The organism is Fibrobacter sp. UWB1 (assembly GCF_002210325.1).
Lineage (GTDB): Bacteria > Fibrobacterota > Fibrobacteria > Fibrobacterales > Fibrobacteraceae > Fibrobacter.
Map to the genome: position 1 here is coordinate 48913 of NZ_MWQL01000019.1, position 12870 is coordinate 61782.

11 protein-coding genes are annotated in these 12870 nt (G+C 51.1%); 3 read left to right on the forward strand and 8 right to left on the reverse strand.

Annotated elements, in window-relative coordinates:
- Nucleotides 1–8: 8 nt before the first annotated feature.
- The gene (locus tag B7988_RS12760; RefSeq protein WP_249268997.1) at nt 9–1913 is read right to left on the reverse strand and encodes a family 43 glycosylhydrolase; all 1905 of its coding nucleotides are present in this window, start codon (nt 1911–1913) and stop codon (nt 9–11) included.
- Nucleotides 1914–2193: 280 nt separating this feature from the next.
- On the opposite strand from B7988_RS12760, the gene B7988_RS12765 reads away from it, so the two are divergent.
- Together B7988_RS12765 and B7988_RS12770 are read left to right on the forward strand one after the other, a co-directional pair.
- Entirely contained in the window at nt 2194–2421 is a 228-nt protein-coding gene (locus B7988_RS12765) for a hypothetical protein (protein ID WP_072807698.1), read from the forward strand.
- A 133-nt stretch (nt 2422–2554) separates the two neighbouring features.
- Nucleotides 2555–2845, forward strand: a complete 291-nt coding sequence (locus tag B7988_RS12770) for a hypothetical protein (RefSeq protein WP_088658218.1) — start codon at nt 2555–2557, stop codon at nt 2843–2845.
- 189 nt (nt 2846–3034) lie between these two features.
- Here B7988_RS12770 and B7988_RS12775 read toward each other — a convergent pair whose 3' ends face one another.
- From B7988_RS12775 to B7988_RS12785, 3 genes are all read right to left on the reverse strand, one after another.
- Nucleotides 3035–5053 (reverse strand): family 43 glycosylhydrolase, encoded by a 2019-nt coding sequence (locus B7988_RS12775; protein WP_088658219.1) that lies wholly within the window; start codon nt 5051–5053, stop codon nt 3035–3037.
- Nucleotides 5054–5290: 237 nt separating this feature from the next.
- Nucleotides 5291–6232 carry a malate dehydrogenase gene (mdh, locus tag B7988_RS12780; protein ID WP_088658220.1) on the reverse strand — a complete coding sequence of 314 codons (942 nt, stop codon included), beginning with the start codon at nt 6230–6232 and terminating at the stop codon, nt 5291–5293.
- Between the two features lie 123 nt (nt 6233–6355).
- Complete coding sequence (locus B7988_RS12785) at nt 6356–7249, reverse strand: hypothetical protein (protein ID WP_088658221.1); 894 nt, start codon at nt 7247–7249, stop codon at nt 6356–6358.
- Nucleotides 7250–7346: 97 nt separating this feature from the next.
- Between B7988_RS12785 and yfcE the strand changes: the two genes are divergently transcribed.
- Nucleotides 7347–7916, forward strand: a complete 570-nt coding sequence (yfcE, locus tag B7988_RS12790; protein ID WP_088658222.1) for a phosphodiesterase — start codon at nt 7347–7349, stop codon at nt 7914–7916.
- A gap of 187 nt (nt 7917–8103) precedes the next feature.
- Here yfcE and B7988_RS12795 read toward each other — a convergent pair whose 3' ends face one another.
- From B7988_RS12795 to B7988_RS12810, 4 genes are all read right to left on the reverse strand, one after another.
- Nucleotides 8104–8850 carry an amino acid ABC transporter ATP-binding protein gene (locus B7988_RS12795; protein WP_088658223.1) on the reverse strand — a complete coding sequence of 249 codons (747 nt, stop codon included), beginning with the start codon at nt 8848–8850 and terminating at the stop codon, nt 8104–8106.
- The gene (locus B7988_RS12800) at nt 8840–10333 is read right to left on the reverse strand and encodes an ABC transporter substrate-binding protein/permease (protein ID WP_088658224.1); all 1494 of its coding nucleotides are present in this window, start codon (nt 10331–10333) and stop codon (nt 8840–8842) included. Before B7988_RS12800 ends, B7988_RS12795 begins: the two co-directional genes overlap by 11 nt.
- A 63-nt stretch (nt 10334–10396) precedes the next feature.
- Nucleotides 10397–12022: a PCMD domain-containing protein gene (locus B7988_RS12805; RefSeq protein WP_088658225.1), complete on the reverse strand. Its 1626-nt coding sequence runs from the start codon at nt 12020–12022 to the stop codon at nt 10397–10399.
- Nucleotides 12023–12040: 18 nt separating this feature from the next.
- A partial coding sequence (locus tag B7988_RS12810; protein ID WP_212668321.1) for a hypothetical protein occupies nt 12041–12870 on the reverse strand: 830 nt, incomplete at its 5' end.

Here is a 12870-nt window from a genome sequence, read left to right on the forward strand (position 1 = left end):
ATAGGAAATTAGAACATCACCCTGTACGGGATTTGCTTTTCATACCGCCGGCCCTTAAGGTCGCGGTATTTTTTATTGTGGTTGCGCACGTCACCCGCGCGGAGGGCCCGACCGTCGCGACCATCGATCCGGCGGATTGCATCCGTCGAATCCTTCACGCCTTCGTCAAACTTGATGTTGCCGAGGAGAGTTTCGCCGCCGAGGCCTTCCGCCGTCAGGTAGAAGTCCTGCACTCCCTTGAGTTCCGGCAGGTTGCTGCAGCGCACGTCAATCCACTTGGTGGCATCACCCGCCGAGGGTAGTTCGCATTTCGAAATCACGTCGCCCTTCTTGCTATCCTTGCGGATATTCAGTGTACCGCCGGCTCCGTTCTTTACCTGCACAAGCACGCCCGGCCCCACGATGGAATCCGTAATCACGTTCTCGAAAATCGCGTAGCCGCCGTCCTTGATGGCAAACTCGTCCTTGTCCGTAAGGCGCACGCGGATGCCGTTGTCAAAGCCGTTCGCAGGAATCGAATCGCGGATAATGCGCAAGAAGTCGAGCCTGTCCAATTCCGCATAGTGCTTGCCCTTCGTAATCTCGATGAAGTTCGAACCGCGCTTGAGTTTCGTGGGAATGTACACCACCGACTTCTCGGGGAATGCGCTCCACGCGCCCGTCAGCGGCAGTTGCACTTCCTGGTTCTTGCCGTTGATGCTCACGAAGTGTGAACTGCCGTTCGCGCCGTCTTCGGTCCAGTTGTTGTCGTAGCGGTAGCGAATCAGGTAGTCGCCCGCCTGCGGGATAATCATCGGCAGGCGAATCTTGCTGTCTTCGTAGTTGATGTAGGCGCAAAATTCCCCGTTCGATGCGTCGGAGCTACTCGAAATATCCACATGCGTCAAGGCGCCATGTTCCGCCTCGGCGCTCAAGTAACGCCCGAGGAACGGTTGCCCCAGTTCCGGCCAGCCGTCGTCCGTATAGACGATATCGCGAACTTGTATGTAAGAATTTCCGCCGTCGTTCTTGTCGTAGTAATGGTTCACGAAACGCTGGCGGTTCACATCCTGGAACGCCTCGCCGCCCGCAGGCCCGTAGTAGCGCCCGTAACGGCTCAAAAGAATCGTGCCGCCGCCATTCAGGAGAGCCTTGCCGCTGCGGTCCACGTACCCGCCGTCGATGCGGTTGGAACGCCCGACCGTCGTCTTGTAGGAATTGTTTTCGAGGTCGGCACCCTTCTTGCAGCAGTTGTCCCACGCCGTAAACAGGTAGTAGTAACCATCGTGCTCGATGAGACTTGCGCCCTCGATTCCCGAGCCGCCGCGGTTCGCGATGTTGATCATCTTCGCGCCAGATTTCACCTTGCCCGTCGTCTCGTTCAGTTCAAGAATGTGGATGCCCGTGCCCCACGAACCGAACGCCATCCAGACCTTGCCATCGTTGTCCTTGAGCACCGCCGCGTCAATCGCGTTGTAGGCATCGCTCTTGACCGTGTGAATCACCTCGCCCATGTCCGTCCAGCCGTAGCCGGGTTTTGTCGGGTCAATTTCCTTGCTCGACATGAACCCCATGCCCGACGAGCGGATGCCCATCTCGGAGCCGCAATAGTACATGCGGTATTCCCCGCCAATGTAATGAATGTCCGGCGCCCAAATGTCAATCATGTTCGGCGCATACTTGTAAAGCCACTTCGAAAATTCCGGCATGGCGGGCTCGCCATTCTTCCAGTTCAGCGCATCCTCGGAAAACTGCATGAGCATGTGGTTGTCCGTCGTGGCAAGTGCATAGCCGTCCTCGTAACGGATAATGTCCGGGTCATGCCCCGCCCAGCGCGTCTCCTTCGCGTACCAATCGGCCGCAAAAGCCGAATAAGCCAAAGTAAGTATTGCCGCAGTCGTTACGACAGCAACCTCGCCAATCCCGAATTTCATTTTTCCTCGCTTTACCCACACACCATACCCTAAATTTATACACCCTTAAGCCATTCGTCAACCACCCAACAATCCAATACCATTGATTTTTTCACAATAAAAAAATGGCCCAAAAGTCAAGAATCTATCCAATTTTTCTGATTTTTTCAGCGTCAAACCGCTTGCGAACCCGCATAAATAAAGGTATATTCAGAAAGTAGGTCTTATAGGGGCTCTTTATGAGCGAAGGTAAAACTGCAATTCCTTGGGTAAAATGGTATATTAGAGAGCGAGGTTAATCATGATCACGGTTGACAAAGAAACAAGAAAGATTGAGTTCTATAAGAACAACGAAAGTGATAAAATATGGCGTGTTCGCTACATTGGTTGCACTGGTCTTCAAGCAGTTTCCTTTGACAAGAAAAAAATCTTGTTTCTTTTTGGTGACTATCCCAAGAATTTTACCAAGGAGGAAAAAGCCTTGTTTGACAAGGAAAATCCTTATTGGAAAAATTTGCTGGGTGGCTAAAAGAAACATCGCTTTTACAGTCTTATAGGGGCTCTTTATGAGCCGAGGTAAAACTTACAACTCGTTCGATTCTCGTGAGGTGGCCGAAGCTTTTGCAAATGAAATTTTGAAAGATATAGAGGAATGGAAATAAATGAAGAAAAAAATCATAATAAGACTTTTGATAGCTTTGTTGTGTGCGATTATTTTTGCGTTGTTGGTTCCTTACGTTTACGGAGAAAGATTTACGCATTGTCGCTGGGGAATGGCTTTTTTATTTTGGATGTTTTGTTCTGCTATTGCAATATCTCCTGAAATCACGATAATTCCCATGAATTTAATAGAGAAAAAGAAACGGGAACAAACATTTGATGAAATTCTTTCTGGTAAAGAGAAGCCTAAAGAGGAGGAAGACTTTGATTCACTAATTTCCAAGAAGAAATGAGATTTGTTATCTTATAGGGGCTCTTTATGAGCCGAGGTAAAACCTCCGAAAGCAAGATTGCACTAAATGTACCAAGCCATATAAGATGGAATCTTCATTACCCCGCCTTCAACCGAAAATTGTTTCGGGTGAATTATGAAACACCCGAACATAAGAAAAACGATAAGTCGTTTTTTTTAAAATCACCCCCTAGAACATCACTCTGTAGCGAATCTGCTTGTCAAAACTACGGCCCTTGAGGTCGCGGTAGGCCTTGCGGGCGGGCACCATCGCATTGTCGTGGCGGACAGCACGCGGGACAATCGCGGTCGTTCCGCTGCTGGAACTAGACTGCGGTTCAGCGGTTCCTGAGCTGGTCGAAGGGTCGCTGGAGCTGGAAACCGGGTCGCCACACGGTGCTTGGTTGCAGACAACCTGCATCGGCTCAAAGATGAGATTCCCGAGAATCGCCTCGCCGGAAATTCCCGATGCCGTCAGGTACAGGTCCTTGATGCCGCGCAGGCCCATATCGCCCGAGCATTTCGCCGCAGACCAGCCGCCATCCATGAGAGATCTATTTGACAGGTCACATGTGAAGACCGCAGTCCCGTCTTTCTTGCCGTCGCGAATCACGATCTTACCCGACGAAGCATTTTTCACCTGAAGGAAAACATTGCCGATATCCTTGAGCGAATCCAGCACCACGTTCTCGAAAATCGCGTAACCGCCGTCCTTGATGGCGAACTCGTCGTCCTTCGTGAGACGCACGCGGATGCCGTTGTCAAAGCCGTTCGCCGGAATCGTATCGCGGATAACGCGCAAGAAGTCGATGCGGTCGAGTTCCGCGAAATTACCGTTAGGCGAAGGCTCAATTTCGATGAAGTTGCCACCGCGCTTGAGTTTCGCGGGCACCATCACCACAGAATTTTCGGGGAAAGTGCCCCAGGAACCCGTCGGCGGAAGCGTCACCGTCTGCGACTTGCCATTCACCGTCACCTTGTGCGTCGCGGCCGCATCGCCACCGTTCGCGTAGCGGTAACGCAGCAGGTAGTTACCTGCCTGCATGATGTTCATCGGCAGGCGAATCTTAGAGCCCGCGGTATTTACGTAGGCAAGGTATTCCCCATTCGAGGCCGTATTGCTCCGCGTAATCGCGAGGTCGCCCGACACCGCACGCGTGAGCGCACCATGTTCAACTTCGGCACTCAAATAACGCCCGAGGAAGGGCTGTCCCATCTCAGCCCAGTTATCCTCGGTAAACACGACATCACGAATATGAATATGGTTGTACTTGTCGCCATTCAAATCATAGTAGTGATGCACAAAGCGCACACGGTTCAAGTCCTGGAAAGCCTCGCCACCGCCCGGGCCCACATAGCGCCCGTAGCGTTCCAAAAGAATCGTGCCGCCGCCGTTCGCCATGGTATAACCGGCACGGTCCTTGTACGGGCCCGTCACCTTGTCGGCACGGCCGTAAGCCGTCTTGTAGGTGGTCTGTTCGATGTTTGCGCCCTGTTGGCAGCACTTATCCCAAGCCGTAAACAAGAAGTATTGCCCGTTATGCTCGATGAGGCTCGGGCCTTCTTCAGCACCGCCGCTTTCCTTGCTCGTACGGCGGGCAATGTTGTAGACCGTCTTGTCGTCGCTCGACTGGTAGCCCGTAGTCGCGTCCAGCTTGATCAGCTGAATGCCGAGCCCGAACGAGCCGAAAGCCATCCAGTAATTGCCCTCGGTATCCTTGACCACGTCGGCGTCGATGGCGTTATACGAATCTGTCCCCTGCTTCGTATGGAAAACATGGCCATGGTCCTTCCAGCCATAGCCCGTGCTCCCCGGCATAATCGAAGTCGTCGACTGGTAACCGATAGCCGAATTGCGCACGCCGAATTCCGACACGCAATAGTATACGCGGTATTCGCCATTCATGTAAAAAAGGTCCGGAGCCCAGATGCCTTCGGTCTTGGGCGCATAGGTATAGGCCCACTGCGGAATGGCGCTCACGGTCGACTTGTGGTCGCGCCAGGTGTAGGCATCTTCCGATGTCCACAGTTGCAGATTGTTGTTGGTGCTCATGAGGGCGTAGCCGTCCTCGAACCGTACCATGCTCGGGTCGTGACCGGGTTGCAAATTATCCTTCGCATACCAGTCGGCAGCGGAGGACGTTGCAACACCAAGCGACGCTCCCAATAGCGCCACGAAACCAAAAGATTTTCCCAGGCCCATAACCATTATAAACTCCCTGACGACACGTCTAATCTAAATATATCTTTAAATCCTTCAAAAGTCAATAGATTTTTTATTAAAAAGTCCACACTTTCAGCAAGTAAAAACAGAATTATGTAGGTTTTATCAAAATTTCAAAATAAAAAGTCCACACTTCGCGCGACTACAAAAAAGCCCACCCTGAAACAACTTCAGGGCAGGCTCTTCAATTCCAATACAATTGGGCGCGAGCGCTACTGAAGATTACGTGTGAGCGTCGACCCATTCGGCGTTCTTCTTGCAAGCCTCAACAGACTTTGCGAAGGCAGCCTTTTCTTCGGCGCTCATCTTGACTTCAAGAATCTTTTCGACACCGTTTGCACCGACGACAACCGGCACACCGCAGTAGAGGCCCTTAACGCCGTATTCGCCGTTCAGCTTGGCAGCGCAGGAGAACACGCTCTTCTTGTCGAGGAGGTAAGCTTCAGCCATGTGGATAGCAGAGGTAGCCGGGCTGTAGAAAGCAGAACCGCGACCGAGGAGGTTCACGATTTCGCCACCTGCACCAGCGGTACGCTTTGCAAGTTCAGCAAACTTTTCCTTGCTCATGAGCTGAGAAACCGGGATACCGCCAACGGACACGCATTCCATGATGGAAACCATGGTGTCGCCGTGGCCACCCATCACGAGGGCCTTCACGTCTTCGACAGACACGCCCAGTTCGTCGGCAACGAAGCAAGCGAGACGGGCAGAATCAAGCACACCAGCCATACCGATGACCTTGTTGGCCGGGAGACCGGACTGCTTCTGCATGTTGTAAACCATAGCGTCCAGCGGGTTGGTAATCACGATGACGAATGCATCCGGAGCGTTTTCCTTGATGGCTTCGGCAACCGTCTTGATGACGCCGCAGTTCTTGTCGAGGAGGTCGTCACGGCTCATGCCCGGCATACGCGGGAAACCGGCGGTCACGATCACGACGTCTGCGCCCTTGATGGCGGAGTAGTCGGTAGAGCCCTGAAGATCCACAGAGGAGTTGATGACGGAACGGCCTTCCATGATATCGAGAGCCTTGCCCTTCGGCATGCCCTGAGTCTGCGGAATATCGATAAGGACCACGTCGCCAAGATTCTTCTGGGCGAGCACGAGAGCCATTGTACCACCGATTTGACCAGCACCAACAAGTGCAATCTTCTTTCTAGCCATGATTTAACCTTCCTTTTAAGGTAATTAGATTTTTACGCATCAAATATAGCACTTTTTCGTGTTTCAGACAATGAAAAAGCGCCCCAAAAAGCCGAAAAACGGAAAAAATAAGCTATGGCCGTCTCAAAACAAGTCCAGCGAGCTGTCGAGGTAGATTTCTTCGCGGACCTTGAGCTGGTATTCGGTTTTGGTCATGTAATAGAGCAGAAATTCCAGGATGACGGCGCTGCCGAGGCTGCGGCCTTCGATTTTAAAGTGGCGGAACCCTTGCGGGGCGTACACGTTTTGGATGTCGTCGATTCCGATAAAGCCGGGATTTTTCATGGCGTCAGAGAAGCGGTAGGCGCGCCCTGCGTTCGGCGAGGTGCAAACATGGTCTTCTTGTGTTTCGCCGAGGTTCTTTTGGCTCACGTTCTCGTAGCAATTTTTCCGGTCGGGGCAGCCGAACCAGCAGCATTCATTGCACAGGAATTCGACTTTTTGCTTTTGCGCAGCTGACAGGGCGTTCAGCTTGGCGAATTGTTTGTTGAGCCTGAAATCCGGCACCACGTAACTAAATTCGTCGCGCTTCAGTTCACCCTCGAATTGGGCGAAATCTGTCAGCACCTTTGTCGTGGACGACACGAAATAGAATCCCGGATACATCACCTTGATGTAATCGAGCAACAAATCCGAATGAACAATAACGCCGCTCGGGGCTGCCCCATTTTTCTCGAACAGGGCGCACAAGGCGTTGCATTTTTTGTCGGCAAGATGTTCTTCCTTGAGCAAGGAATTGCTGAAGGTCAAGCGCGCCGAGATGCCATATTCCTTGGTGAGCGCAGCAACGGACTCGGGGTCTGCATCGCCAAATCCGACGCGGCCACCACCCCACAGGCAATCGCTGGGCGCACCATAAATAGAACCGATTTCACACCACTCGTAAAAGTATTCCCGATGCTCGCGGAATAGCGGCAAAAACGCCTTGTAAAGGTCGTAAAATTCAAACAGACCGGGAAGGTGGTAGTAAACGCTCATCACGTCAAATATACCTATTTCTATTTCGCCCGCCTACTCTATTTTAACTATATTACAATCATCTCCGAAATCCGAAATTCGAATTCTGAATTATCCTATGCGTACTCTTGTTCTTTCTGATATTCACGGTTCTGCGTTCGCCTGCAAGATGGCGCTTTCTTACCTCGACAAGCTCAAATGCGACCGCATTTTCCTATTGGGCGACCTTCTTTATCACGGGCCGCGGAACCCGCTGCCGGGCGGACACGACCCGCAAGGAGTTGTCGAACTCTTGAGCCCGCTCAAGGAGAAAATTACCGCCGTCCGCGGCAACTGCGACGCTGAAGTGGACCAGATGGTGCTCGGATTCCCGTGCCTTGCCGACTACGCTGAATTCGAAGAAAACGGACTGCGCCTGTTTTTGAGCCACGGTCACCTCTACGACCCGTACCTGTTCAGCCACTACAAGGCCGACGTCTATTTTTCGGGCCACACGCACATCTTTACTGCCGAAAAAAACGCTGACGGCGTCTTCTGCCTGAACCCGGGCTCCACGAGCCTGCCCAAGGGCGGAAACCCGCCGACCTTCGGATTATATGAAAGCGACGGCAAGAATCCCCCGCGGTTCAGCGTACACCACCTGGAAACCAGCAAGGAACTGGCGGCTGTCGAGATTGTGCGAGAGTAGATAGGGTTATTCAATGCAGAATAAAGCCTCAAAAATTTTAAGACTTTTGGCTCAAAGTGAAGACGATTTTTCAAAGGGAAAATCAACCCGTCAAAAAGACCTCTTTGATTCCTTGGAGAAGGAACTAAAAAAGAGTCAATCTAGATGACGCCCTCTGGACACGTATGATGTTCCCGATTGTATAGCCCTATTTCTTCAGTGCCGAGAGGAATTCCTTGAGGCGGGAATCTTTGGGGTTGTCGAAGATTTGTTCGGGGGTGCCGTCTTCCTTGACGTAGCCGTCGGCAAAGAACAGCACGCGGTTGGCGACTTCGCGGGCAAAGCTCATTTCGTGCGTCACCACGACCATCGTCATGCCGGATTTGGCCAAGTCCTTCATGATCTTGAGGACTTCGCCGACCATTTCGGGGTCCAGGGCACTGGTGGGTTCGTCGAACAGGATTACCTCGGGCTGCATGGCCATGGCGCGGGCAATCGCCACACGCTGCTGCTGGCCGCCAGAGAGTTGTGCCGGGTAATGATCCGCACGTTCCAGGAGCCCGATACGTTTCAGGAGTTCCTTCGCACGCTTTTCCGCTTCGGCTTTGGTCATGAGCCCCAATTTCATCGGAGCGAACATGATATTCTTGAGGGCAGTCATGTTCTTGAACAAGTTAAACTGCTGAAACACCATGCCCACGCGCCTGCGAACATCTGGCTTCGAAACACCCTTCGCCAAGATGCTCTTGCCGTCCAACAAAATGTCGCCGCTTGTCGGAATTTCAAGAAGGTTCAGCTGACGGAGGAATGTTGACTTGCCGCACCCCGAAGGCCCGATAATCGCAATCACGTCGCCGCGGTGGATGTCTAAAGAAATTCCCTTGAGAATCTGCTTATCGCCGTAGGCTTTGCAAAGGTCCTTGACCTGGATTAAAGTTTCTGCATTAGCGTTCATTTTTCTTCAACCTCTTTTCAAGCTTTGCAACGCAAGACGAAAGTCCTGCCACAAGGATAAAGTAGATGACCGCTACAGCAAGGAGCGGGAGCATCGCTTCGTAGGTCATGCTGCGGATAATGTCACCACCACGGGTCAAATCGGTCAGGCCGATGTAGCCGCAAATGGAAGTTTCTTTGATGAGCGAGATAAATTCGTTCGTAAGAGCCGGGAGCGAATTCTTGAAAGCCTGCGGGTAAACGATGCTGTAAAGAATCGTGCGGAACTTGAGTCCGAGGCTGCGCCCCGCCTCGATCTGCCCCGGATCTACCCCCTTGATACCGCTGCGGATAATTTCGGAAACGTAGGCACCCGAATTCACGCCGAAAGCGACAATCGCCACGAGAATCTTGTTCACGTTCACCGACGAGAATACGATGTAATAGATGATGAGCAGCTGGATCATCATCGGCGTTCCGCGAATCACCGCGAGGTACACCCTGGCAATTCCATTCAGAACCTTATGGCGGCCATTGAATTCATTGCTGGTGCGGATTTGCGCAATCACAAAGCCAATCAGAATGCCTAGTAGCGCTGCAAAGAACGAAATAATCAGCGTATTGCAAAGACCTGTGACAATGAACTTCCAGCGGTCCTCTTTCACAAAATTCTTGTGCAGGTGATCGGCGAAGGATTCTTCACTTTGGACAGCCTCGTCGCCGCGTACAATCACCACAATCTTCGATAGTGTATACGGAGTCGTGAAATTGATGGACTTTTTGCGTTCTTCGGTCACGGTAAAGCCTGCAAAACCCACATCGGCCTTGCCCGAAGAAACCGCATTGATAATCGCATCGAATTCGATATCCTGGATTTCAACCGTGCGGTTCATGAAGTCGGCAATATAGTTGACCACTTCGATATCGAAACCGGTAATTTTGGCGTTTTCGTAGTATTCGTACGGCGGGAACTGGGCGTTCGTTGAAAGCACCAGCTTCGGGCCTTCGGTCACCTTCTTCTGGTAATGGTAATTGCCGCTGCGATTGATGTAGGTGTTAAAGAGGGAATCGTAGGTTCCGTCCAGTTTCATCTGGGCGAGCGCCTGGTTCACCGTATCGAGCAACGCTTCGTTCCCCTTCGCGACCACGCCCGCGTACATTTCTTCGACAAAGACTTCGTCCAGAATGCGGAGCGACGGATTCTGCCGCACAAAGGCCTTGGCCGGCTGGTCATCACTCATGACCGCATCGATTTTCCCCTGCAACAGCGCCTGCACGGCATCGGCCAATTTCGTGTAGCGGTCCACGTCGATTTTTGCCGTGTCGCCGCCGAAATCGGACGCGTAAATATCGGCGGTGTTGCCGATTTGCACGCCCACTTTTTTGTGGCCGAGATCGTTAATGCTGTGGACTTTATTGGGGATTACCGCCTGCTTGCTTTCGCAAGAAACCAGGGCGAGCGCGTAAAACGCAATGAAGATTGGGAGGAGGATTTTTCGCATCATCTTTTAACCTTATCAAAAAGTTAGTTAAAAGACCGTGGTTTGGGAACCCCTTGTGAGTTTTATTTAATAAATCAATTTCAAATCATCTACAATGAGCGTAGCACCTGATACGCCCTTGTAGTGATTTCCGTCGGCACTGGAGGCGAACACCACGCGAATGTGAGTCACGGGTTCTTCGCCCGTTCCCTGCACGAGGCCGTTATTGATAGCGGACTTGTTCGAAGACTTCAACTTGGTATCGAAAGTGGAGGAATTTTCGATGGGAGAACCTTCAAGTGGTTCGCCATACTTGAGCTTCAAGCGGAGCGTGCGCATGCCATTTTCGTCGGGTTCCGAAACGCTTACGACGTCCGGATTTTCGCGGCCGGAATTGTCCGCCTTGGTGGAGCGGAACCAAGCCGAAGCCACCAGCGTGTTGACATCGGTAGACTTGCGGTTCACATTCTTGTCACCTGTACGGTTTTCAAGCAGAATGTAGATATCACAGCTGTCGCCCTTGCCTTCGTAGCTGAACTTGACTTCCATGTATTCGGGCCTTGCCGCAAAAGGCTTGCCAAAGTCCAGAAGTTCATTGCCATCGGGCCAGGTCGAAGAACTGGCCATCGAAAGCGTGCCCACGCCATTGGGGTTAAAGTCGGCCGTATAGAGGCTCCCGCTTGCAATCTTAGTAAGAGCGGAACCAGTTTTAATCATTGCGCCAATCATAGAACCCGAAGTTTTCTTTTCGGTGGTTGTCAAAATCGTATTGGCGTTGCCCCAAATAGAATCCGGCGTGACATCATTCTTGTTCCAGGAGTTGAAATTTTCGCCCGGCAACTGGTAGCCCGCCTTCACCGAATAAGTGACGCTTTCGTCTTCATTCGTCACCTTGACCTGAACGCCCGCGCCAAAATCGTAAGACTCGCCCACGGTCACACTAGCCTCAGCACCTTCCGAAAGTTCCATCGCTGAAAGTTCAAGAGCGGTTAAATCCGTACGGAAAGCAAGATCGTCTACATGAATAGACTTGCTTTCTTCATCGATAATGGCAACATTCCCGGCAATCGAAAGTGCTAGAATCTTGGGGGCATAACTTGATGTGGCCGCAGAACTATCCGCAGATTTTTGAGAGCTGCTAGAAGTTTCCTTGGACTCCGAGCTGCTAGAATTGTCGCTCTTTTCGGAACTGCTCGATTTACTTTCTGCAGAGCTACTGGACTTGGCCGAAGAACTACTGGATTCAGAACCACTTTCAGGTTCCACATTCGGGATATTGAAAGTCAACTGCCAAACAGATTTTTTACCGCTTTCAGAAACCACAACCACATAAAGTACATGGCTAGAAGGTATCTGAAGTGTTTCGCCTTGTTCAATGGCATTCTTGGAATACTTCACCTTATTGGCAAGCGAATCGAGCCCCGCAGAATCCGTCGGGAAATCATCGATATCGCCATCCACCAAATGAAGCGTTGCAAAATGACTCAAATCAAGTTCTTCAAGTGTCACCGATTCCCATGTATCAAGCGAGTCGGGAACTTCGACCAAGTCAAATTCGATGCGGTGTTGCTCCGAATAAATCGCCGGCGAGCCGTCTTGTTCGGCGACAGCAATTTCTTTGAGTTCGCGATAATCCGAAGAGTCAAACGTATCGTAATCGGCGGTACATGCGCCAAGAAGCATCATCAAAGCAAGGAAATTCCACTTTTTCATATTAGCACTCCCCACTTATTAAAAGAAATAGACCAACGAAAAGTCCAAGGCCAGCAAGTTGATCTTGAAATTCACGATATTGTACAGCACCTCGCTACGGGATTCCCCGTTTTCTTCGATTTCCATGAACGAAGAACTGAGCCCCAAAAGGCCCACCGAGGTTTCAAAAGCCAAGCGGTCCAGCACCATAATGCTCAAGCCCGGATTGATACCGAAATTGAATGTCCAGCCATGATTTTTCGTCTTTGACATTTCTTCGCCATCGTCGGTTTGCGAAATGCCATAAGAATATTCCACCTCGAGTGAGGTCTCGTTAAAGAAATAGACCGTTCTGGAATCAAAAACTTTCAAGTAATTTTTCAAGAAGGGCTGTACAAAGAATCCGTTGCTCACGTACTTGCGATGTTCCTTGACATCGGCAATATCTTCGAGAATGGAAAAATCGATATCCACAAAGGTCCGGCTATACCCCACTCGGGCACCGATCGCGATTGCATCACGAATAAAATAACCGCCAAAACCTTCGGCCGTAAAAGTGTACCCCTCGGCCTTGTAAATATCGCCAAAAATGATATTCAGGGCATCTTCGTCAGATTCGCCCTGCAGCAAAAACAGGGTGGCACCCGTCAAAAAGTTTCCGCGATGAATCGCTTCGTCTTCGCGGACGGCATGAAGGTTTGCCAGGAGCCCACCCTTTTCTGCATGCGAAGATTTCGTCAGAGTTGTACCAGTCGAATCGTTTGAATTTGCCGCAAAAACCTGCGACACAAAAAGCGACATCAAAAAGACAAAAGGGGATGCGGACAATAATTTAGACAGATTGTTTGTCCAAATATAGTTTCCGGTAA

Excerpts from the sequence above, each read along its gene's own strand:
- B7988_RS12775 (WP_088658219.1), bottom strand. The coding sequence starts at position 5,053 with ATGGTTATGGGCCTGGGAAAATCTTTTGGTTTCGTGGCGCTATTGGGA.
- B7988_RS12770 (WP_088658218.1), top strand. The coding sequence starts at position 2,555 with ATGAAGAAAAAAATCATAATAAGACTTTTGATAGCTTTGTTGTGTGCG.
- B7988_RS12795 (WP_088658223.1), bottom strand. The coding sequence starts at position 8,850 with ATGAACGCTAATGCAGAAACTTTAATCCAGGTCAAGGACCTTTGCAAA.
- B7988_RS12760 (WP_249268997.1), bottom strand. The coding sequence starts at position 1,913 with ATGAAATTCGGGATTGGCGAGGTTGCTGTCGTAACGACTGCGGCAATA.
- yfcE (WP_088658222.1), top strand. The coding sequence starts at position 7,347 with ATGCGTACTCTTGTTCTTTCTGATATTCACGGTTCTGCGTTCGCCTGC.
- B7988_RS12805 (WP_088658225.1), bottom strand. The coding sequence starts at position 12,022 with ATGAAAAAGTGGAATTTCCTTGCTTTGATGATGCTTCTTGGCGCATGT.
- B7988_RS12765 (WP_072807698.1), top strand. The coding sequence starts at position 2,194 with ATGATCACGGTTGACAAAGAAACAAGAAAGATTGAGTTCTATAAGAAC.
- mdh (WP_088658220.1), bottom strand. The coding sequence starts at position 6,232 with ATGGCTAGAAAGAAGATTGCACTTGTTGGTGCTGGTCAAATCGGTGGT.
- B7988_RS12800 (WP_088658224.1), bottom strand. The coding sequence starts at position 10,333 with ATGATGCGAAAAATCCTCCTCCCAATCTTCATTGCGTTTTACGCGCTC.
- B7988_RS12785 (WP_088658221.1), bottom strand. The coding sequence starts at position 7,249 with ATGAGCGTTTACTACCACCTTCCCGGTCTGTTTGAATTTTACGACCTT.